This is a genomic window from Flavobacterium ammonificans, from assembly GCF_020885975.1.
GTDB lineage: Bacteria > Bacteroidota > Bacteroidia > Flavobacteriales > Flavobacteriaceae > Flavobacterium > Flavobacterium ammonificans.
The window spans coordinates 159,166-179,908 of the sequence record NZ_AP025183.1; the positions used below are offsets into that span (position 1 = coordinate 159,166).

Here is a 20,743-nt window from a genome sequence, read left to right on the forward strand (position 1 = left end):
ATGAAACAATTAATTTTAATCTTAACCCTTTCTGTATCTATTGGATGGGCACAAGATCAAAACTTAAAAGAGCTCAGCTATAATGAATTCTTAGGGTATGTAAAAAAATTTCATCCATTAGCTAAAAGTGCTAATCTTGAAATCAACATGGCCCAAGCTAATTTAATGATGGCAAGAGGTGGATTTGATCCAAAAATTGAAGTCGATTTTGACAAAAAGCAGTATAAAAACAAAGAATACTTTTCGATTTTAAATAGTAGCTTTAAAATTCCTACTTGGTATGGAATCGAAGTGAAAGCTGGTTTTGATAATAGCGAAGGGATTTTTGTCAATCCAGAGCATGTTTTGCCGAATCAGGGATTAACCTCTTTGGGTATAAACATCCCTTTAGGGCAAGGCTTATTTATTAATCAAAGGATGGCCGACCTTAGAAAAGCAAAAATTCAAATTCAATTAAGTCAAGCCGAAAGGAGACTTCAGGCAATTGAAGTGCTTTACAATGCTTCACTAGCTTATTTCAACTGGAAAAGAAATTATAATGAAGTACAACTTTACACAGAATATTTAAATAATGCAGAGATTCGATTTAAAGGAATTACAAGTTTAATTCAAAATGGAGACAAACCTCAAATTGATAGCGTTGAGGCAGGAATCGTTTTGAAAAATAGACGATTAAATCTTGAAGAATCACAATTAAAATTAATCAAAGCAAAACTAGAACTATCCAACTATTTGTGGCTTGACAATAACATTCCGTTAGAATTACAGGACAATATTATTCCCGAATTTAATCTTGATAAATCTATTGAAGAAACCTTGAAAATAAATGAGCTTTTAGTAAGTACGATTTCTATAGAAAATCATCCTAAAATAAATGCTATTCAAAACAAGCTTGATATTTTAGAAGTGGAAAGAAAGTTGAAAGCGAATAGCTTATTGCCAAAAGTTGATATAGGTTATCACTATTTATCTGAGCCTAGTTATTGGAATTCTACTAATTTTAATAATTATAAAATTGGGATGAATTTTAATTTTCCCATTTTTCTTAGAAAAGAGAGAGGTGCTTTGCAATTAGCCAAATTCAAAATTCAAGATACAAGACTGTCATTAGAATTAGAGAGAGTTCAACTTAAGAACAAAATCAATGCACAACAAACAGAAATAAAATCAATTGATAGGCAACGTAAAATTATTATTGATTTAGTAAAAGACAATAGTACCATGCTTCGATCTGAAGAACGATTGTTTTCTTTTGGCGAAAGTTCAATTTTTCTTTTAAATACAAGAGAAAATAATCTAGTCATTGCGCAATTATCTCAATTAAACCTTGAAAATCGTTTTTTCAACTCAAATGCTGAATTATTTAAGATAATGGCAAATCCGGATTAATAATGTTACTTTTGTAACCTTATTTTTATGATATGATTATAGTAAAATCGAAGGAACAAATAGAATTAATGCGTGAAAGCGCCTTAATTGTATCTAAAACCTTAGGAATGATTGCTTCTGAAATCAAAGAAGGAGTAACCACTTTACATCTTGACAAATTAGCTGAAGAATTTATCAGAGACCATGGAGCAGTTCCTAGTTTCTTAGGATTATACGGATTTCCAAACACACTCTGTATGAGTCCAAATACTCAGGTAGTTCATGGTATTCCAAACAACACCCCATTACAAAGTGGAGATATCATCTCAGTTGATTGTGGCGCCTTCAAAAATGGTTTTCACGGCGATCATGCGTATACTTTTGAAATAGGAGATGTCGCTCCTGAAACTAAAAAGTTATTGCAAATCACTAAAGAATCCCTATATGTTGGAATTCGGGAATTTAAAGCCGGTAATCGTGTAGAAGATGTTGGAAATGCCATTCAAAAATATACCGAAGCTCATGGATATGGCGTAGTAAGAGAGTTGGTTGGACATGGATTAGGCGAAAAAATGCACGAAGAACCTGAAATGCCTAACTATGGCAAAAAAGGTCGCGGAAAATTATTTGTTGAAGGAATGGTAGTTGCCATCGAACCAATGATTAACCTGGGAACCAAAAACATCAAACAACATAAAGACGGTTGGACAATTACTACTGCAGACAACAAACCTTCAGCGCATTTTGAACACGATGTAGCCTTAGTAGATGGAAAACCCGAATTGCTTTCGACTTTCAAATACATTTATGATGCTTTAGGCATTGTGAGTAATGAAGAAAATGAGTTTAGAAAAGATCCAACTTTGATTTAAATAAAACACAAATTGCACCAAATTGCACGAATTTAAAAAAGAAAAAATTTCACAAAATACAATTTTATGGAAGATTTATATTTAAAAGAAGAGTGCTATAAAATTGTTGGAATTTGCATGGAAGTCCATAAAATTCTGGGAAAAGGACATAGTGAAGTTATTTATGGTGATGCTTTAGAATATGAATTTAGAAAAAATAACATTACCTATTCTAGAGAAGTAAAATATAATATTGAATACAAAGAAATCGTTCTGCCTCATTACTATTATGCTGATTTTGTTTTATTTGACGAAATAATTTTAGAAATTAAAGCAATTCAAAATTTATCTAGTAGCGAAATAAAGCAAACATTAAATTATTTAGCTGCTTCAAAAAATAAATTAGGACTGTTAGTCAATTTTGGAGAAGACAGCTTAAAATACAAAAGAGTTATATTATAATTTTCAATTAAAAGCAGATTGGTGACATACAATTAATATCAATAATTTGTGCCAATTTGTGCCAATTAGTGAAATTCGTGTTCTATACATTATGAAGAAAATATTTAAATTTATACTTAATACCATCCCTCGCCCTATCTTAATTAGATTGAGTATTATGGCTCGCCCTATTTTGGCATTTATACTAAAAGGAAATAAATTTAATGACCCAATTGACGGAAAAAGTTTTAGAATGTTTTTGCCGTATGGCTATGGAACGCAAAGAAATAATGTGCTTTCACCAAGTACATTATCTTTAGAAAGACACCGTTTATTATGGTTGTATTTACAAAATGAAACCGATTTTTTTACTGCAACTGAGAAAAAAAACATACTTCATTTTGCACCTGAACAAGAATTTTACAAGCGTTTTAAAAAACAAAAAAATATTCAATATACGACTACCGATTTATTTTCGCCATTAGCGGATATTAAAGCAGATATTTGCGACCTACCATTTAAAGACAATGAATACGATGTAATTTTTTGCAACCATGTATTGGAACATATCCCAGATGATACGAAAGCCATGCAAGAATTGTATCGCGTTTTAAAACCAGGAGGAATGGCAATTCTTCAAATACCGCAAGACTTAAATAGGGCCACTACTTTTTCTGACGATTCGATTACAGACGAAAAAGAGCGCGCTGCAATTTTCGGACAATACGATCATGTTAGAGTGTACGGACGCGATTATTTTGACAAATTACGAAACATTGGATTTACTGTGGTGGAAGAAGACTATACCAAAAAGATTAGCCCAGAATTAGTAACACGATATTGTTTGGCTCCTGGCGAAATTATACCGGTTTGTTTTAAGTAAACAAACCATTATAATTGTTTATATTTACGTATTGTAAACCAATCAATTATGCTGCGTTTTCTTTTTAAAGCCGTACTTTTTTTATCTTTTTCTTTGGCATCAGGCCAAGTAGAAAAAGAAGTTGCACCGCCTTACCATATTAAAACCGTATCATTTGTACAAAACAACCAAAATGTGGTGCCCATTTTTCAATTGGGTGAGCAATTTCAATTACAGTTTGATGATTTGTATGGAAACGACGCTTCTTTTTATTATGAAATCGTTCATTGTGACTACAATTGGAAACCTACCGATATTCAAAAAAGAGAATACCTTGAAGGAATAGATAACCAACGTATTTTAGAATCACTAAGCTCATTCAATACCTTACAAAGTTATTCGCATTATAGGTTGAACTTCCCTAATTCTTCTCTGCAACTTAAAATCAGTGGAAATTATATGCTTAAAGTATTGAATGAAGAAAGAGAAGTTGTTTTCTCTCGAAAATTCATCTTGTATGAAAATGCCGTTTCGGTCCCAATTCAAGTGAGAAGACCTCGAAATGTTAAGCAGATGGATTTCAAACACAACCTAGAGTTTACTGTAAAATCAAACCAAATTGTTTTTCAAAATGCTTTGAAAAATGTAAAAACAGTTTTGATTCAAAATGGAAAATTCCAAACTGCTATAACCAATATTCTTCCCCAATTCACCATTGGAAATGATTTAGTATATCGTTACGATACGCCTACACAATTTTGGGCAGGTAACGAATTTCATTTTTTTGACAACAAAGAGATTAGATTGCCAAGTAATTCAATTTCAAAAGTGGATAATAAAAAAGAAATTTACACCGCTCACTTATTTACAAATGATGCAAGGGCAAATAATCCTTACTACTTTTGGGAAGATGTAAATGGAAATTTTGTAATTCGTAGATTATTTTCAGAAAATAATGAAATCGAATCTGATTATAGTTGGATACATTTCACGCTCTCAGCTCCAAATTTTAGAAGTTCTGATGGCGCTATCTATATTGCAGGAATGTTCAATAATTATACTTTAAATGCAGAAAATAAAATGGATTACAATGCTGAAAGTGGATTGTATGAAAAATACATTTTAATTAAACAAGGATTTACAAATTATGAATATGTAGCTGTTGATCCAAAAGGAAATATTGATCAAGAAAATGCAATTGATGGTAATTTTTTTCAAACGGAAAACGAATATACTGTCTTGGTCTACTATAAAGAAAATATGGATCGATACGAACGAGTTATAGGAAAAGGCACTGCTAATTCATTGAATGGAATAAATTAAAAACATTTCTTCACTCAAAGTTGAACCAATTTTATTTTTTTGTATTTTTGTTGAAATAGTTTGAATTTTTTAGATAAAAAAATGGTTACCCAAATAACAAGAGGTATTAAAATTTCCGTTTTGACTAGTTTTGAAGGAACTTACTTCAAAAACTATAGAATCCATTTTGCCTTTAGTTACCAAATTAAAATTGAAAATCACAGTAAAGATTCTGTTCAATTAATCACACGTCATTGGGAAATATTTGATTCGTTAAACGAATTAGAAATTGTAGATGGCGAAGGCGTTATTGGAAAAAAACCAGTACTTAAACCGGGTGAATTATACACCTATAGTTCAGGCTGTTTACTTTCATCCCCTCACGGCGCAATGAAAGGACACTTCAATATGATCAACTTTACAACTACTAAAAATTTTAAAGTAATTGTTCCTTCTTTTAGACTGAGCGCACCTTTTGCATTGAATTAAGTTTCATTTATAAAATCTTAATTTAATTGGCTCATTTATATTTTTTATTTAATTATCCTTTGTACTTTTGTATTAGTTTCAATTATTCGCAAGTTTTCGAATAACTGTATATTTTATTGCTAATTCAAATCTGTTAAGCCAACAGATTTTTTAATACTATTTTTATGTTAAAAGGATTTTTTAAAGTACCCAAAGCGGTCAACGAACCTGTAAAAGGATACGCTCCTAATTCACCTGAAAAAGCAGCTGTATTGGATGCCTACAAAAAAATGTGGAATACCACTATCGACGTTCCATTATACATTGGAAGCGAAGAAATTAGAACTGGAAATACCAAAACAATGTCGGCACCACACGACCACCAACATATTGTAGGAACATACCATTTAGCGGAAAAATCACATGTAGAAAAAGCCATTTCAAATGCTTTGAATTCAAGACAAGCTTGGGCTAATATGGCTTGGGAACAACGTGCTGCTATTTTCTTAAAAGCGGCCGAATTAATTGCTGGACCTTACCGTGCAAGAATTAATGCTGCAACTATGATTGCGCAATCTAAAACGATTCATCAAGCTGAAATTGATGCTTCTTGTGAGTTGATTGACTTTTTGCGTTTCAACGTAGAATTCATGTCGCAAATTTACAGTGACCAACCTACTTCAGACTCATCAGTTTGGAATCGTATAGAATACAGACCTTTGGAAGGATTTATCTACGCTATTACTCCTTTCAACTTTACTGCTATTGCCGCTAATTTACCAGCTAGTGCTGCTATGATGGGGAATGTAGTAGTTTGGAAACCAAGTGATAGTCAAGTTTTCTCTGCCAAAATCATTATCGATATTTTCAAAGAAGCGGGTTTGCCTGATGGTGTAATCAATGTGGTTTTTGGAGATGCTTTAATGGTAACCGATACAGTTTTAGCAAGTCGTGATTTTGCGGGTGTTCACTTTACAGGATCTACTCATGTATTTAAAGATATTTGGGCTAAAATTGGAACGAACATTCACCATTACAAAACCTATCCAAGAATTGTTGGAGAAACAGGTGGGAAAGATTTTATCATTGCCCATCCTTCTGCAAATGTGAAACAAGTAGCGACAGGAATTGTTCGTGGCGCATTTGAGTTCCAAGGACAAAAATGTTCTGCAGCCTCTAGAGCTTATATGCCAAAAAGTTTATGGCCAGCTATAAAAGAACAAGTAATTACGGATGTAAAATCAATGAAAATGGGATCCCCTGAAGACTTCTCAAACTTCATCACAGCGGTAATTCACGAAGGTTCATTTGATAAATTAGCAAGTTATATTGACCAAGCTAAAAAAGATGCCGATGCGGAAATTATTGTGGGCGGAAATTACGATAAATCAAAAGGCTATTTTATTGAACCAACGGTAATCGTAACGACCAATCCAAAATACACGACTATGGAAACCGAATTGTTCGGTCCAGTAATTACTATTTATGTGTATGAAGATGCGCAATGGGCTGAAACGCTAAAATTAGTTGACACAACTTCTGAATATGCTTTGACAGGTGCTGTTTTCAGTACGGACCGTTACGCAATTGAAGAAGCAACTGTAGCACTTCAAAATGCAGCAGGAAACTTCTACATCAATGACAAACCAACAGGAGCGGTTGTAGGACAACAACCTTTTGGCGGTGCTAGAGCTTCAGGGACAAATGACAAAGCAGGATCTGCCTTGAATTTATTACGTTGGGCTTCGCCTAGGACTATTAAAGAAACTTTAGTTTCGCCAGAAGATTACAGATATCCGTTTTTAGGATAAGACAATTTACGAGGTACGATCCCGAAGCGTCGGGACGAGGTACGATATAATAAAACCCACAAATTGAAATTTCAATTTGTGGGTTTTTTATTTTTGATTGTCATTGCGAGGAACGAAGCAATCTTATTTGTTTTTATGGATTATCCCTTAGATTAGGGATCTTAAATCGTAAATTTCAAAGGTAAATGCACCACTTTCTTAGTCTCAAAAAATTCATCTTCAAAGAAATCAGCTAAGTCATACAAAGTAGCTTTTGGAAAGTCTTTTAACTCTTCGGTTAGGTCACCTCCTTTTAGGTACAGAATACCGTTTTTTAATTCGTGTTTGTGTTGTTTTTTGATTTTGGTTTTTACCCAAGAAACAAAATCAGGCATATTCGTTACCGCACGACTAACGATGAAATCAAAATCACCTTTTACATTTTCTGCACGAATTTGTTCTGCTTTCACATTTTTTAATCCCAAAGCATCCGCAACAGCTTGAACTACTTTTATTTTTTTGGCAATAACATCAATCAAATAAAAACGCGTTTCAGGAAAAAGTATCGCCAATGGAATTCCAGGAAAACCACCGCCAGTTCCTACATCCAAAACATAAGTTCCTGGTTCAAAAGACTGAATTTTAGCAATTCCCAAGGAGTGTAAAACGTGCTTAGTGTACAAAGCATCAATATCTTTTCGGGAAATAACGTTTATTTTTTCGTTCCAATCGTGGTATAAAGAATCTAACTGCTGAAATTGCTCTTTTTGAACATCCGTTAAATTAGGAAAATGCTTCAGAATTGCTTCCATTTTAAATATTTTTAACAAAAGTAGTATTTTTAGATTGGAAATTGTAGTCCATATGTGCAGATTGAAAATTTATAATAATTATCTTTGTTGATTATTACTCAAGATTATGAAAAATACCGCTCCAACATTTGCAAAACAAGATGATTTGAAATTTTTTAGAATTTTAAATTCTCGTGTCAACAATTATTTCAAAGAAAACAACCTTAATAAAACTGGAAATTGGAAATTACATCTCAAAACAATCGTGATGTTTTCCATTTTTTTAACACCTTACTTCTTTTTATTAGCTATGGATATGCCTTTTTGGACTTACCTCCTACTCAACCTAATCATAGGTATAGGAATGGCTGGAGTAGGAATGAACGTAATGCACGATGGTAATCACGGTGCTTACTCCAATAAATCATGGGTAAATAAATTCATGGGAGGTAGTATCTATATTTTAGCCGGAAATGTGTACAATTGGCAAGTACAACACAATGTGTTACACCATACCTATACCAACATTTTAGGTCATGATGAAGATTTAGAAGCGGGACGTATTTTACGTTTTTCTAAAACTGCGAAATGGTACAATTACCATAAATTCCAACATTATTACTCCGTTTTTTTATATGGTTTATTGACTTTCAATTGGGCAATTACTACCGATTTTCTTCAAATGAAACGTTACTTAAAACGCAATTTATCGTATGGCGAATTCAAAAAGCCAGTTATTCGTTGGACCACCTTAATCATTACCAAAGTCATTTATTTTTCTATTTGGTTAGTAATTCCAATGGTTTTAGGCATCACTTGGTGGAAAGTAATTTTAGGATTTTTAGTAATGCACTATACCGCTGGATTGATTCTGAGTGTTGTTTTTCAATTAGCTCATGTGGTAGACGAAACTGCAAATCCAATTCCAAATGACGAAGGAGAAATAGAAAATACTTGGGCAATTCATCAATTGTACACCACAGCTAATTTCGCTCCAAAAAATTGGCTTGTGAATTATTACACTGGTGGTTTAAATCACCAAATTGAACATCATATTTTTCCAAATATTTCTCATGTTCATTATAGTAAAATCGCCGAGTTTGTAAAACAAACTGCTAAAGAATGCAACCTTCCATACCATGAGTTCAAAACTACTAGAGAGGCCATTTTATCCCATTTTACTCATTTGAAAAATTTGGGAATGAAACCGGAATTATCGGCATAAATAATAAATACAAACTATATCCAATTAATAACTACAAACTAGATTTTACAACAACTAAGAAATGAGCAATCCACTTTCAGACAGAATTAACAACTTAGCTACATCACAAACATTAGCCATGGCTGCTTTAGCCAGAGAATTAAAAGCACAAGGTAAAGACATTATCAGTTTAAGCTTGGGCGAACCTGATTTCAACACGCCTGACTTTATTAAAGAAGCTGCTAAAAAAGCAATTGACGAAAATTATAGCACCTACTCTCCAGTAGATGGATATGTAGAGTTAAAAGAAGCGATTTGCAGAAAATTCAAACGCGACAATGATTTGGATTACAAACCGTCTCAAATTGTAGTTTCTACAGGAGCTAAACAATCGTTGTATAACATCGCACAAGTCATGTTAAACGATGGTGACGAAGTAATTTTACCAGCACCGTATTGGGTTTCGTATTTCGAAATCGTAAAACTTTCAGGAGGTGTTCCAGTTGAAGTGCCAACCTCTGTGGAGACTGATTTTAAAATCACGCCAGCACAATTAGAGGCAGTGATCACTCCAAAAACTAAAATGATTTGGTTCAGTTCGCCATGTAATCCAAGTGGTTCGGTATACAACCGCGAAGAATTAACTGCTATAGCTAAAGTATTAGAAAAATACCCTAACATCTATGTAGTTGCTGACGAAATTTACGAGCACATTAACTTTTCAGGAACTTTTTGCAGTATTGCTTCTATCCCAGGTATGTTAGAAAAAACGATTACTGTTAACGGAGTTGCCAAAGCTTTCGCTATGACTGGATATAGAATTGGATACATTGGCGCACCAGAATTCATTGCCAAAGCTTGTACTAAAATTCAAGGGCAAGTAACTAGTGGCGCTAACTCTGTAGCTCAACGCGCAACGATTACTGCAGTAGATGCTGATCCATCCGTTTTAAAACACATGGTCGATGCTTTCCATAGCCGTAGAGATTTAGTAGTAGGATTAATCAAAGAGATTCCAGGAATGAAAATCAACGTGCCAGAAGGCGCTTTTTATGTATTCCCAGATGTTTCTTCTTTCTTCGGAAAAACTTTAAGAGGAACCGAAATCAAAGACGCTAATGATTTCTCTATGTACCTTTTAGCCGAAGCCAATGTGGCTACCGTAACGGGTGATGCTTTTGGAAATCCAAACTGTATTCGTTTCTCTTATGCTACTAGCGAAGATATTTTAAAAGAAGCGTTAAAAAGAATTAAAGAAGCGGTTTCATAAAAATAGTTTTTATAAAAACTCTGAAAGCCTCAAGGAAACTTGGGGCTTTTCTTATTTTAAAAACAACTATATTTATTTCATAGACACGAAACAACTTCTTAAATCAACTTATATGACTTATATGTTTAAGAAAAAGACGAGTATAAACTTTGAAAATTTTACCAAAAATCTCAATTATTTATAAGAACTTTGCAAACTAATTTCCCTAAAAAGAAATCCCTCTTATAATGAAAAAAAAAATCGAAATACTAGCGCCTGCCAAAGACTTATTGCACGGTATGGCTGCTATCAATAGCGGTGCCGATGCAGTTTATATTGGCGCTCCGCAATTTGGTGCTCGTTCCAACGCACACAATTCCATAGAAGATGTGGCGGCCTTGGTAAATTATGCTCATCTCTATCACGCCCAAGTTTTTGTGGTAATGAATACTATTTTATACGACAACGAACTTGAAACCTGTCGCCAAATGATTTGGGAGCTATACCATATTGGAGTAGATGCGTTGATTATTCAGGATATGGCAATTATGGAAATGGAGTTGCCACCTATCGTTTTACATGCCAGTACACAAGCCAATAATCGTGATCCAAAAAATATTAAATTCCTTGCCGATGCAGGCATCAAGCGTGTGGTTTTAGCACGCGAATTGAACTTACACCAAATCAAAGAAATCAGCGAAGCGACGGATGTAGAATTGGAATTCTTTGTTACCGGTGCTTTATGTGTTTCCTTCAGTGGAAATTGTTATATGAGTGTGGCCAATGGTGAGCGTTCTGCCAATCGTGGTTCGTGCGCGCAAAACTGTCGTTTGCCCTACAACTTAATTGACGGTCACGGCGAAACTTTAATCAAAAACAGTCACTTACTTTCCATCAAAGATTTTGATGTAACGGATCAAATTCCGAATTTGATCGAAGCCGGAATTGTTTCTTTCAAAATTGAAGGGCGTTTGAAAGATATGGTCTATGTTAAAAATAATGTGTCGTTTCTTCGCAAAAAAATCGATGCTTTTTTGGAACAAAACCCCAATTATACCAAAGCGTCTTCTGGAAAATGCACCTTCACTTTCGATTCGGAACTGAACCGCACTTTCAACCGAGGTTATACTGACTATTTCGTTAACGAAAGACATCAAGCCATTGGTTCTTGGGAAAGTCCAAAGTCCAAAGGGCAGTACATTGGAAAACTGATCAAAACCGTTGGTAATTCGTACGAAATTGAAAATGGCGAATTACTCAACAATGGCGATGGTTTGTGTTTCATCAACGAAAACAACGAAGCCGACGGAATTTATGTAAACAAAGCCGAAAACGGCATCATTTACCCCAATGTACTGAAAGAAATTAAGGACGGAACCTTCATTTATCGCAACAATGATGCGGCTTTTATCAAAATTGTGGAGCGCGAAGACAGTGCTGTTCGAAAAATTAGTACCACCTTGGTATTAACCGAAAACGAAAACGGTTTTGAATTGACCGCCACGGATGAAGATGGTTATGTAAGCAAAGTCCAGTTGGAACACTCCAAAGAACCCACTAAAAATAATTTGTCCATAGAAGACAACATCAAAACCCAATTAGCTAAAACGGGTTTTACGCCCTACACCGCTGACGAAATTACAATTCAGTTTTCAGACAATTGGTTTTTGCCGATTTCAAAAATCAACGAAATGCGTCGTACCGTTTACGAACAATTGACCGAAATTCGTCTAGCCAATTACAAACGGGAGGAACACCAAATCGTCAAAACCGATCATCCGTTTCCAGTAGATCAATTGGATTTCACCTACAATGTTTCCAATAAAATGGCGCGCAAATTCTACGAACGTCACGGTGTTACCGAAATCGAAAAAGCTTTTGAATTGCAATGGGATCCGGGAAAATCACGCGTGATGACGACCAAATATTGTATCAAATACGAACTAGAACGTTGCCCAAAATACCATCCAGAGCATCGCGACAAAAAAGTCAAAGAGCCTTTAGTTTTAAAACAAGGTGAATTGGAATACAAACTCAAATTCAACTGTAAACCTTGTGAAATGGAGATTTGGGAAAAAGATGCCGAATTTGAAATTGAAGAGGAAGAGTAATTTGATCATTCCTATTGGCTTCGTTGCCTCGGCATAATAGGTCGGGCTGTTCGCTATATCTTTTGTTTTCAGCCGTTGCGAGTAGTGACGATATGGCAAAATAAAAATAAAAAGATGCCGCTTCAATCCATAACACAAATGAGTTAGATAATAAATATATTATACAAACCCATATAGCTGTAATTAGTTTTTAACCACATAGACAGATAGAATTACTTTGTTTTTAAAAGAATCGGATAGACATCTTACTTTTCACATAGCTATTCTATATGAAAAATAATATTATTCCTATCCATTCTTTAAATTATTAATCATAAATCTATGTTTCTATGTGGTTCATTCTTTTATTTTATCTAAATTTTAAACAACAGATTATTTAAGTACTTATTTACGTTATTTTTTTGTAATTTTGTATTCTAATTTTTCGAAAAATAAAAGTCATCAATTACACTGATTTACGATTGAATCTAAAAAAATGGATGGATGCCGTTACAGATGATATGGAAGAAATAATTGTAAAGCGAAAAGACAACAAAGACCTTGTTTTGATTTCGCTAGAAGAATACAATGCTTTAAATGAAACCAACTATTTATTATCTGGAAAAAACAGAGATATCTTACTTCAATCTGTAAAAGACATTCAAGAAAACAAATCATTAGTTCAAAAAGAGTTAATTGAAGAATGATAGTTTCTTGGCAACTTCAGGCATGGGAAGATTATTTGTATTGGCAAAAAACCGATAAATCCAAACTCAAACGAATCAACGAATTAATTAAATCGTGTATTCGAACTCCTTTTGAAGGCATTGGAAACCCGGAAGGATTGAAACATGATTTGCAAGGATTTTGGTCAAGAAGAATCGACTCAGAACACCGATTGGTTTCCACCTTTAGAGAATCCAACATAATCATTGTTTCTTGTAGGTATCATTACTAAAACCAAATACTATATTCCATGAAAAAATTACTTACTTTTTTATTTGTCTTAAGCAGTACTCTGATATTGGCACAAGACAAAAAAGAAAATTCAAAAATTCAAATTGTAGAAGCCTCTTGTGGCCAATGCCAATTGGGATTGGAAGGAAAAAGTTGTGACTTAGCCGTTCGAATTGATGGAAAATCCTATTTTGTAGAAGGCACCAATATAGACTCACATGGAGACGCTCATGCCGATGATGGTTTTTGTGCTAGCATCCGAAAAGCAGAGGTAATTGGAGAAATAAAAGACAACAAATTTGTTGTAACTTACTTTAAATTACTACCGCTAAAACAACATTAAATCCAATTAATATGGAGAATTTCATTTTACACAAAGCGAGTTCAAGAGGACATGCTGATCACGGTTGGTTGAATGCTTACCACAGTTTTAGTTTTGCAAGTTGGTACAATCCAGAACGCATTCAATTTGGAATGCTTCGCGTTTTGAATGACGATACAGTTGCGGCTGGAATGGGCTTTGGCACGCATCCACACGATAATATGGAAATTATCACCATTCCATTAGAAGGAGATTTGGCGCATAAAGACAGTATGGGCAATTCGTCCACTATCAAGACTGGCGATGTACAAGTGATGAGCGCCGGAACAGGAATACAACACAGCGAATTCAATCCGAATGCAGACTTACAGACAAAATTATTTCAGATTTGGTTGTTTCCAAAATACAGAAATGTAGAACCGCGTTACCAACAAATTACTTTAGATATTGCAAAGCAAAAAAATAATTTCGCACAAATCTTATCTCCTAATGAAGACGATGAAGGGGTTTGGATCCATCAAGATGCTTGGTTTTATTTGAGTGATTTCGATAAAGATTTTTCTAAAAAATTAGGTTTAAAAAAAGAGGGTAACGGATTCTATATCATGAATATTGAAGGTGAAATCCAAGTGAATGGTGAAAAACTAGAAAAAAGAGATGCTATTGGAATTTGGGAAACCAATGAATTGGAAATTAAAGCCAATTCGGATTCTCGTTTTTTAATCATGGAAATTCCGATGGAACAGTAAATAGTATTCAGTATTCGGATTTTAGTGTTCAGCTAAAAAAATTGTTATTTTTGTGATTCAAACAAAATACTCAAATCTAAACTTGAAACAAACGTTATGAAAGCATATGTATTTCCTGGACAAGGAGCACAATTTACCGGAATGGGTAAAGAACTATATGAAAATTCGCCTTTGGCAAAAGAACTTTTCGAAAAAGCCAATGAGATTTTAGGATTTCGCATTACAGACATCATGTTTGAAGGAACTGCTGAAGAATTAAAAGAAACTAAAGTTACGCAACCTGCCGTTTTTTTACATTCGGTTATTTTAGCTAAAACCTTAGCTGATTTCAAACCAGAAATGGTAGCTGGTCATTCTTTAGGAGAATTTTCAGCTTTAGTTGCCAATGGTGCTTTGTCTTTTGAAGACGGATTGAAATTAGTTTCACAAAGAGCTTTAGCCATGCAAAAAGCGTGTGAAATAACTCCGTCAACCATGGCAGCAGTATTGAATTTAGAAGATAAAATCGTTGAAGATATTTGTGCTTCCATTGACGGTGTTGTATTAGCAGCTAATTATAATTGTCCTGGACAGTTGGTAATTTCTGGCGAATACAAAGCGGTGGAATTGGCTTGCGAAAAAATGAAAGAAGCGGGAGCAAAACGAGCTTTAATCTTACCTGTTGGTGGTGCTTTTCACTCGCCAATGATGGAGCCTGCTAGAGAAGAACTTGCAGCCGCAATTGAAGCGACTACTTTCTCTACTCCTATTTGCCCTGTGTACCAAAATGTAACTGCGAGTGCTGTTTCTAATCCAGCTGAAATTAAGAAAAACCTAATTATTCAGTTGACGGCTCCTGTAAAATGGACACAATCTGTTCAAAAAATGATTGCAGATGGCGCTACTAGTTTTACTGAAGTGGGTCCTGGAAAAGTATTAGCTGGTTTAATTGGTAAAATTGACAAAGAAGCAGTTACTGCTAATGCTTAATTTGCAATTATAAATTAAAATTAAATCCTCATAGAACATTATTTTATGAGGATTTATTATTTTTGAAAATAGTATAAAAGATATGACAGCAATAATCGAATTACTTAGTCTTTGCGAACCATCAAAAGTGATAGCACCCCATATTTCATATTCAGAATATGTGCCGCTCGACTTATCCATTTCAAACGATGAAATTCTTTCATCAAAGTTAGAAACTGCAAAAGATTATAAAGTTTTCATTCAAAAGCATTTGGATGACAATAAAGGGAAAATAGCTTTTGGAGGCTATCAAGAAATTCGAAATCTATACAAAAGAAGTACGGTATTTAATGCTGAAAATTCTGAAGAACGTAACATTCATATTGGATTGGACTTATGGATCAATGAATCAGCTAGCGTTCATGCAGCATTAGAGGGCAGAATTCATAGTTTTCAAAACAATACTGCTTTAGGTGATTATGGCCCTACAATTATTGTTCAACATCAATTAGATGGTCATGTTTTCCACACCCTTTACGGACATTTAAGCGAAGAAAGTTTAATAGGAAAACAAGTTGGTGATGCTGTATCTCAGGGTGAGCAAATCGGAAATTTGGGTTTGCCACCAATCAACGGTGATTATGCTCCCCATTTACATTTTCAGATAATTATCGATATGGAAAATAAATTTGGGGATTATCCAGGTGTTTGCAGTCCAAGAACTCTAGACCATTATAGTACAAATTGTCCCGATCCAAATGTGCTTTTAAAAATTTAAACCTATCATATTACAAATGTCGAATTTCTTCAGAGTAATTATTTAAAATTCCTGTAACTAAATAAGTAGTATCTTTTTTCTCGAAGAAAATATACCAAGTAGTTCTCTTATTTGGCTTAAAAAAAATATAATTACTTCCTAAATAAAGTAATTTTTCTGTGGTTAATTTATTGTTTAAATGAATGTTGGAATTAATTGCCTCATATATCGATATAACATATTCTTCTGCTGAAGATAAAAATCCGAAATATTCTTTTTTATATAGTTGATACACTAAAGTATCTAAATAATCAACTACGGCAGGACTTATTAATACTTTTATTTCTCCCACCATCCCCTAATTCTCTTGACAGACTCTTGTTTTGCAGTTTCAATAGATAATCCAGATTGGATTTCTATTTGAAAATCAAAAGTTTTTGTATCAATTCCTTTTTGAGTTAAAGGTGAGATAGGATAAGAAACACTTGGTTCCTCTACTTTATTAATTTTAGACTTAGGTTGTTTGGGATCCATGGGTTTATTTTTTTAGCTAATGTACAAAAAATCCCAAACTGCTCATTTGGGATCACTTATATTAATTTGAATTAAAAATTAAAGATCTAACTCCTAATTTTCTGCTCCCATTTCCAAGCGCTAGCCATTGCTTCTTCTAAAGAAGATTGGGCTTTCCATCCCAAAATGGTGTTGGCTTTATGAGTATTGGCGTAGGCCTCAGTAATGTCACCTTCTCTACGTGCTACAATTTTATAAGGTAATTTTTGACCGCTTACTTTTTCAAAAGCATGAATCACTTCCAAAACCGAACTTCCAGTCCCTGTTCCTAAATTAAAGGTTTCTACTTTATCTTGATTTTTCTTACTCAATAAACGTTGCATCGCAATAACGTGGGCTTTCGCCAAATCCACTACGTGAATATAATCGCGAATCGCAGTTCCATCTGGAGTTGGATAATCATCCCCATAAACGGATAATTCTTGACGTAATCCGATTCCAGTTTGCGTAATAAATGGTACTAAATTTTGCGGAACTCCCAAAGGTAACTCTCCAATTTCAGCTGAAGGGTGAGCACCAATTGGATTAAAATAACGCAACAAAATAGCATTAATACTAGACGCTTTTGCGGCATCAATGATAATTTCCTCTCCAATTTGTTTCGTGTTACCATAAGGAGACATCGCAGTTTGGACCGATGAATCTTCAGTAATTGGCATTTTTTGAGCTTGACCATAAACAGTACAAGACGAACTAAATATCAAATTAGCAGTAGGCTTTTTCTCCAACTCTTGTAGAATATATACTAACACATTAATGTTATTTTCATAATACAACAATGGATTTCCTACACTTTCCCCAACCGCTTTTGAAGCTGCAAAATGAATTACGCCTTCAATATCAGCGTGGCGTTTAAAAAAATCTTGTACTTTATTTTTATCTCGTAAGTCCAATTGCTCAAAGACAGGAACTTTACCCGTAATATTTTGAATTCCGTCCAAAACAGATAATGAAGTATTGGACAAATTATCGATTATAATGACTTCAAAACCTTCGTTTTGCAATTCTACCACTGTATGCGAACCTATAAATCCTAAACCTCCTGTTACTAGTATTTTCATTTGCTTTTAGGGTATTGAACCAACTATTTATTTAAGAATTCCAAAATACTATCCGTGATGAATTTAATCTGTTCATCATCTAATTCTGTATGCATTGGTAACGAAATCACTTCTTTTACTAATTGATTCGTAACTGGGAAATCTTCCTCTTTATAGCGTGCATCTGCATAGGCTTTTTGACTGTGCAATGGAATTGGGTAGTAAATTGCACACGGGATTCCTTTGTCTAACAAATGTTGCATCAAACCGTTTCTATCGGCATCAATAATACGTAATGTATATTGATGAAAAACATGGCAATCACAGATATCACAAATACTTGGCGCGATAATGTTTTTATGCCCTTCTAATGCTGCAGTATATTTTCTTGCAGCGTTTTGTCTGGCTGCATTGTATTGGTCTAATAAGGGTAATTTGGCATTTAAAACGGCAGCTTGGATACTATCCAAACGAGAATTTACACCCACTACATCGTGATGGTATCTTTCATACATTCCGTGATTGACAATTCCGCGAAGAGTATGCGCTAAAGCATCATCATTGGTAAAAATTGCTCCCCCATCTCCATAACAGCCTAAATTTTTTGAAGGAAAAAAAGAAGTTGCACCCACATGACCTATCGTTCCTGCTTTCTTTTTGGAACCATCTGAAAATTTACAATTCGCTCCAATAGCTTGTGCATTATCTTCAATCACAAATAAATTATGTTCTTTGGCTAATGCCATAATCGCTTCCATATTAGACGCACGTCCAAATAAATGAACTGGAACAATGGCTTTTGTTTTTGGTGTGATTGCTTTCTTAATTTTGTCAATATTGATGTTCATATTGTACATATCAACATCTACTAATACAGGGGTCAACTGCAATAATGCAATAACTTCAACAGTTGCTGCAAAAGTAAAGTCAGCCGTTATTACTTCATCACCTGGTTGTAATCCCAATCCCATCATAGCAATCTGCAAAGCATCGGTTCCATTAGCACAGGGAATTACGTGTTTTACCCCTAAATAAGTTTCTAATGATTTTTGGAAAGAATGCACCTGAGGTCCATTGATATAGGCATTGGTATCTAAAACTTCCTGAATGGAAGTATTTACTGTTTCTTTTATTGCATCGTATTGACCTTTCAAGTCAACCATTTGTATTTTTTTCATTTACTTTTTGTTTAATGATTGGAAAGATTGAATAATATAAAATTCCAATTAAAGTGAGTCCATTTGTAAAACGAAAAACAAAAATAGGTATTTAATGAGTTCTAACCAATCAAAATAAAATAAAGAAACTGTATTTTAGCACCAAAATATCGGGTATGCTTTTTATTTATAGTATAATTGTTTCAATAGCAGGGTTGTTATTGCAAATCATCGCTTTTTCTGTGCCAAAAATCAAACTTTTTGTTGCAGGAAGAAAAGACGTATTTCCAACTTTAATTTCCAAAATCAAACCTAATGACAAAACCATTTGGTTTCACGCTGCATCCTTAGGCGAATACGAACAAGGATTACCTGTTATTGAAAAAATAAAAGAGAAATACCCCAACCATAAAATCGTGCTCAGTTTTTTTTCCCCTTCAGGTTATGAAGTCCGCAAAAATAATACCATAGCAGACACTACAGTTTATTTACCATTAGACACACAAAAAAACGCTACTAAATTCATTGATTTAGTGCATCCAGAGATGGTATTCTTTATCAAATATGAGTTTTGGCCGAATTATTTGAACGAATTGAAAAAGCGAAATACGCCAACCTACTTGATTTCTGGAATTTTCAGAGAAAATCAGGTGTTTTTTAAATGGTATGGCGATTTTTACAGAAAAGCATTGGATGCGTTCAGCTATTTTTTTGTACAAAATGAAAAATCAGAACAGCTTTTACTCCAACTTGGCAAATCGAATTGTATTGTGTCGGGAGATACTCGTTTTGATAGAGTAGCTAGTATTTTAGAAAAAGACAATACATTAGATTTTATTGCTGAATTTAAAAACAATAAAACAACTTTCGTTGCGGGAAGTACTTGGCCCAAAGATGAGGAATTGTTACTGAATTATATTAACTCCAACACTACAGATACTAATTTCATCATTGCTCCACATAATATAAAACCGGATCAAATACAACAACTAAAAAATAGTTGTACCAAAAAAGTAATTTTATTTTCAGAAAAAGAAAACAAAAATCTAGCCGATTATGATGTTTTTATTATAGACACAGTAGGAATATTAACTAAAATATATAGTTACGCCGATATCGCATATGTTGGCGGTGGTTTTGGTTATCCAGGAATTCATAACATCCTAGAACCTGCTACTTTTGGAATTCCAATTGTGATTGGACCCAATTATTCTCATTTTGCTGAAGCTATAGAATTAGCTCGCTTAGGAGGATGCATTTCTGTAGATAATAATGATAGTTTAGAAGTACTATTAAATGAATTAATTGGCGATATTGAAATTCGAAAATCAAGAGGTGCAATTAGCGCTTCATTTGTTCAAAAAAACAAAGGCGCAGTTGCTAAAATAATGAGTGCTGTTTAGTTGTACTTTTTAAATTAAATTGAGGTTATTTTGCTGGTTTTTGCCCGTTTTTGATAAAAAGAAGGAAAATTGCCAAATATTATTTAAAAAAAAAATGAAAAAATATTTTACATATTAAAAATTTTATATCTTTGCCACGAATTAATAATTAACCTTTTATAATAAATTAAGATGAAAAAAGTATTTTTAAGTTTAGCTGTTGTTGCTGTTTTAACTGTTGTATCTTGTAAAAAAGCTGAAGCTCCTGCTGAAGAAGTAGCTGCTGATACTACTGCTGTTGCTGTTGACACTGCTGCTGTTGATACTGCTGCTGTTGATACTGCTGCTGTTGATACTGCTGCTGCTGCAAAGTAATTAATTACTACAGAGAAAAAAATAAGCCGTACACTTGGTGTAACGGCTTTTTTTATTTTATAGCTAT

At 33.9% G+C, this 20,743-nt stretch carries 23 protein-coding genes; 18 read left to right on the forward strand and 5 right to left on the reverse strand.

The annotated features are described in order from the left end of the window. The 7 genes from LPC23_RS00735 (at position 1) to pruA (ending at position 7,103) form a co-directional block, all read left to right on the forward strand. Positions 1-1,389 carry a TolC family protein gene (locus LPC23_RS00735; RefSeq protein ID WP_229325558.1) on the forward strand — a complete coding sequence of 463 codons (1,389 nt, stop codon included), beginning with the start codon at positions 1-3 and terminating at the stop codon, positions 1,387-1,389. A gap of 32 nt (positions 1,390-1,421) precedes the next feature. Further along, positions 1,422-2,240 carry a type I methionyl aminopeptidase gene (gene map, locus LPC23_RS00740; protein ID WP_229330295.1) on the forward strand — a complete coding sequence of 273 codons (819 nt, stop codon included), beginning with the start codon at positions 1,422-1,424 and terminating at the stop codon, positions 2,238-2,240. A gap of 66 nt (positions 2,241-2,306) precedes the next feature. After that, positions 2,307-2,681, forward strand: coding sequence for a GxxExxY protein (locus LPC23_RS00745; protein ID WP_229330297.1), 375 nt, complete (start codon positions 2,307-2,309; stop codon positions 2,679-2,681). A gap of 91 nt (positions 2,682-2,772) precedes the next feature. Continuing rightward, positions 2,773-3,543 carry a class I SAM-dependent methyltransferase gene (locus tag LPC23_RS00750; protein ID WP_229330299.1) on the forward strand — a complete coding sequence of 257 codons (771 nt, stop codon included), beginning with the start codon at positions 2,773-2,775 and terminating at the stop codon, positions 3,541-3,543. Between the two features lie 48 nt (positions 3,544-3,591). After that, positions 3,592-4,845: a type IX secretion system plug protein gene (locus LPC23_RS00755; RefSeq protein ID WP_229330302.1), complete on the forward strand. Its 1,254-nt coding sequence runs from the start codon at positions 3,592-3,594 to the stop codon at positions 4,843-4,845. An 81-nt stretch (positions 4,846-4,926) separates the two neighbouring features. Next, the gene (gene apaG, locus LPC23_RS00760) at positions 4,927-5,313 is read left to right on the forward strand and encodes a Co2+/Mg2+ efflux protein ApaG (protein WP_229325569.1); all 387 of its coding nucleotides are present in this window, start codon (positions 4,927-4,929) and stop codon (positions 5,311-5,313) included. A gap of 164 nt (positions 5,314-5,477) precedes the next feature. Continuing rightward, positions 5,478-7,103: an L-glutamate gamma-semialdehyde dehydrogenase gene (gene pruA, locus LPC23_RS00765; protein WP_229330303.1), complete on the forward strand. Its 1,626-nt coding sequence runs from the start codon at positions 5,478-5,480 to the stop codon at positions 7,101-7,103. Positions 7,104-7,264: 161 nt separating this feature from the next. On the opposite strand, the gene rsmG is transcribed toward pruA, so the two are convergent. Next, a complete protein-coding gene (gene rsmG, locus LPC23_RS00770) occupies positions 7,265-7,894 on the reverse strand; it encodes a 16S rRNA (guanine(527)-N(7))-methyltransferase RsmG (RefSeq protein ID WP_229330305.1) in 630 nt (209 codons plus the stop codon). Between the two features lie 106 nt (positions 7,895-8,000). Between rsmG and LPC23_RS00775 the strand changes: the two genes are divergently transcribed. The 9 genes from LPC23_RS00775 to LPC23_RS00815 all read left to right on the forward strand — a co-directional run bounded on the left by LPC23_RS00775 (position 8,001) and on the right by LPC23_RS00815 (position 16,170). Next, the gene (locus LPC23_RS00775; protein WP_229330307.1) at positions 8,001-9,098 is read left to right on the forward strand and encodes a fatty acid desaturase family protein; all 1,098 of its coding nucleotides are present in this window, start codon (positions 8,001-8,003) and stop codon (positions 9,096-9,098) included. Positions 9,099-9,159: 61 nt separating this feature from the next. Continuing rightward, positions 9,160-10,347, forward strand: coding sequence for a pyridoxal phosphate-dependent aminotransferase (locus LPC23_RS00780; RefSeq protein ID WP_229330309.1), 1,188 nt, complete (start codon positions 9,160-9,162; stop codon positions 10,345-10,347). Between the two features lie 227 nt (positions 10,348-10,574). Then, entirely contained in the window at positions 10,575-12,437 is a 1,863-nt protein-coding gene (locus tag LPC23_RS00785; protein ID WP_229330311.1) for a peptidase U32 family protein, read from the forward strand. Positions 12,438-12,877: 440 nt separating this feature from the next. Continuing rightward, positions 12,878-13,123 (forward strand): type II toxin-antitoxin system Phd/YefM family antitoxin, encoded by a 246-nt coding sequence (locus LPC23_RS00790; protein WP_338032158.1) that lies wholly within the window; start codon positions 12,878-12,880, stop codon positions 13,121-13,123. Further along, positions 13,120-13,374: a Txe/YoeB family addiction module toxin gene (locus LPC23_RS00795; protein WP_229330313.1), complete on the forward strand. Its 255-nt coding sequence runs from the start codon at positions 13,120-13,122 to the stop codon at positions 13,372-13,374. Before LPC23_RS00790 ends, LPC23_RS00795 begins: the two co-directional genes overlap by 4 nt. Before the next feature lie 18 nt (positions 13,375-13,392). After that, positions 13,393-13,716, forward strand: coding sequence for a DUF6370 family protein (locus LPC23_RS00800; RefSeq protein ID WP_229330315.1), 324 nt, complete (start codon positions 13,393-13,395; stop codon positions 13,714-13,716). 11 nt (positions 13,717-13,727) lie between these two features. Beyond that, entirely contained in the window at positions 13,728-14,444 is a 717-nt protein-coding gene (locus LPC23_RS00805; RefSeq protein WP_229330317.1) for a pirin family protein, read from the forward strand. Between the two features lie 96 nt (positions 14,445-14,540). After that, positions 14,541-15,413, forward strand: coding sequence for an ACP S-malonyltransferase (gene fabD / locus LPC23_RS00810; protein ID WP_229330319.1), 873 nt, complete (start codon positions 14,541-14,543; stop codon positions 15,411-15,413). 82 nt (positions 15,414-15,495) lie between these two features. Next, positions 15,496-16,170: a peptidoglycan DD-metalloendopeptidase family protein gene (locus tag LPC23_RS00815; protein WP_229330321.1), complete on the forward strand. Its 675-nt coding sequence runs from the start codon at positions 15,496-15,498 to the stop codon at positions 16,168-16,170. A gap of 10 nt (positions 16,171-16,180) precedes the next feature. Here the strand turns inward: LPC23_RS00815 and LPC23_RS00820 are convergent, their stop codons facing one another. The 4 genes from LPC23_RS00820 to LPC23_RS00835 all read right to left on the reverse strand — a co-directional run bounded on the left by LPC23_RS00820 (position 16,181) and on the right by LPC23_RS00835 (position 18,940). After that, complete coding sequence (locus LPC23_RS00820; RefSeq protein WP_229330323.1) at positions 16,181-16,504, reverse strand: hypothetical protein; 324 nt, start codon at positions 16,502-16,504, stop codon at positions 16,181-16,183. Then, entirely contained in the window at positions 16,489-16,683 is a 195-nt protein-coding gene (locus tag LPC23_RS00825) for a hypothetical protein (RefSeq protein ID WP_229330325.1), read from the reverse strand. The genes LPC23_RS00820 and LPC23_RS00825 overlap by 16 nt, the downstream gene beginning before the upstream one ends. Positions 16,684-16,769: 86 nt before the next feature. Beyond that, positions 16,770-17,783 (reverse strand): UDP-glucose 4-epimerase GalE, encoded by a 1,014-nt coding sequence (gene galE / locus LPC23_RS00830; RefSeq protein ID WP_229330327.1) that lies wholly within the window; start codon positions 17,781-17,783, stop codon positions 16,770-16,772. Positions 17,784-17,806: 23 nt separating this feature from the next. Continuing rightward, on the reverse strand, positions 17,807-18,940 hold the full coding sequence (locus LPC23_RS00835) for a DegT/DnrJ/EryC1/StrS family aminotransferase (protein ID WP_229330329.1): 1,134 nt from the start codon (positions 18,938-18,940) through the stop codon (positions 17,807-17,809). Between the two features lie 155 nt (positions 18,941-19,095). Here LPC23_RS00835 and LPC23_RS00840 point away from each other — a divergent pair, with 155 nt between their 5' ends. Together LPC23_RS00840 and LPC23_RS00845 are read left to right on the forward strand one after the other, a co-directional pair. Further along, complete coding sequence (locus tag LPC23_RS00840) at positions 19,096-20,322, forward strand: 3-deoxy-D-manno-octulosonic acid transferase (protein ID WP_229330331.1); 1,227 nt, start codon at positions 19,096-19,098, stop codon at positions 20,320-20,322. Between the two features lie 171 nt (positions 20,323-20,493). Next, a complete protein-coding gene (locus LPC23_RS00845; protein WP_229325602.1) occupies positions 20,494-20,676 on the forward strand; it encodes a hypothetical protein in 183 nt (60 codons plus the stop codon). The last annotated feature ends 67 nt before the right edge of the window (positions 20,677-20,743 follow it).

Bases quoted from the DNA above. Each gene is read 5' to 3' on its own strand.
- LPC23_RS00735 (WP_229325558.1), top strand. From the start codon at position 1: ATGAAACAATTAATTTTAATCTTAACCCTTTCTGTATCTATTGGATGG.
- map (WP_229330295.1), top strand. From the start codon at position 1,422: ATGATTATAGTAAAATCGAAGGAACAAATAGAATTAATGCGTGAAAGC.
- LPC23_RS00745 (WP_229330297.1), top strand. From the start codon at position 2,307: ATGGAAGATTTATATTTAAAAGAAGAGTGCTATAAAATTGTTGGAATT.
- LPC23_RS00750 (WP_229330299.1), top strand. From the start codon at position 2,773: ATGAAGAAAATATTTAAATTTATACTTAATACCATCCCTCGCCCTATC.
- LPC23_RS00755 (WP_229330302.1), top strand. From the start codon at position 3,592: ATGCTGCGTTTTCTTTTTAAAGCCGTACTTTTTTTATCTTTTTCTTTG.
- apaG (WP_229325569.1), top strand. From the start codon at position 4,927: ATGGTTACCCAAATAACAAGAGGTATTAAAATTTCCGTTTTGACTAGT.
- pruA (WP_229330303.1), top strand. From the start codon at position 5,478: ATGTTAAAAGGATTTTTTAAAGTACCCAAAGCGGTCAACGAACCTGTA.
- rsmG (WP_229330305.1), bottom strand. From the start codon at position 7,894: ATGGAAGCAATTCTGAAGCATTTTCCTAATTTAACGGATGTTCAAAAA.
- LPC23_RS00775 (WP_229330307.1), top strand. From the start codon at position 8,001: ATGAAAAATACCGCTCCAACATTTGCAAAACAAGATGATTTGAAATTT.
- LPC23_RS00780 (WP_229330309.1), top strand. From the start codon at position 9,160: ATGAGCAATCCACTTTCAGACAGAATTAACAACTTAGCTACATCACAA.
- LPC23_RS00785 (WP_229330311.1), top strand. From the start codon at position 10,575: ATGAAAAAAAAAATCGAAATACTAGCGCCTGCCAAAGACTTATTGCAC.
- LPC23_RS00795 (WP_229330313.1), top strand. From the start codon at position 13,120: ATGATAGTTTCTTGGCAACTTCAGGCATGGGAAGATTATTTGTATTGG.
- LPC23_RS00800 (WP_229330315.1), top strand. From the start codon at position 13,393: ATGAAAAAATTACTTACTTTTTTATTTGTCTTAAGCAGTACTCTGATA.
- LPC23_RS00805 (WP_229330317.1), top strand. From the start codon at position 13,728: ATGGAGAATTTCATTTTACACAAAGCGAGTTCAAGAGGACATGCTGAT.
- fabD (WP_229330319.1), top strand. From the start codon at position 14,541: ATGAAAGCATATGTATTTCCTGGACAAGGAGCACAATTTACCGGAATG.
- LPC23_RS00815 (WP_229330321.1), top strand. From the start codon at position 15,496: ATGACAGCAATAATCGAATTACTTAGTCTTTGCGAACCATCAAAAGTG.
- LPC23_RS00820 (WP_229330323.1), bottom strand. From the start codon at position 16,504: ATGGTGGGAGAAATAAAAGTATTAATAAGTCCTGCCGTAGTTGATTAT.
- LPC23_RS00825 (WP_229330325.1), bottom strand. From the start codon at position 16,683: ATGGATCCCAAACAACCTAAGTCTAAAATTAATAAAGTAGAGGAACCA.
- galE (WP_229330327.1), bottom strand. From the start codon at position 17,783: ATGAAAATACTAGTAACAGGAGGTTTAGGATTTATAGGTTCGCATACA.
- LPC23_RS00835 (WP_229330329.1), bottom strand. From the start codon at position 18,940: ATGAAAAAAATACAAATGGTTGACTTGAAAGGTCAATACGATGCAATA.
- LPC23_RS00840 (WP_229330331.1), top strand. From the start codon at position 19,096: ATGCTTTTTATTTATAGTATAATTGTTTCAATAGCAGGGTTGTTATTG.
- LPC23_RS00845 (WP_229325602.1), top strand. From the start codon at position 20,494: ATGAAAAAAGTATTTTTAAGTTTAGCTGTTGTTGCTGTTTTAACTGTT.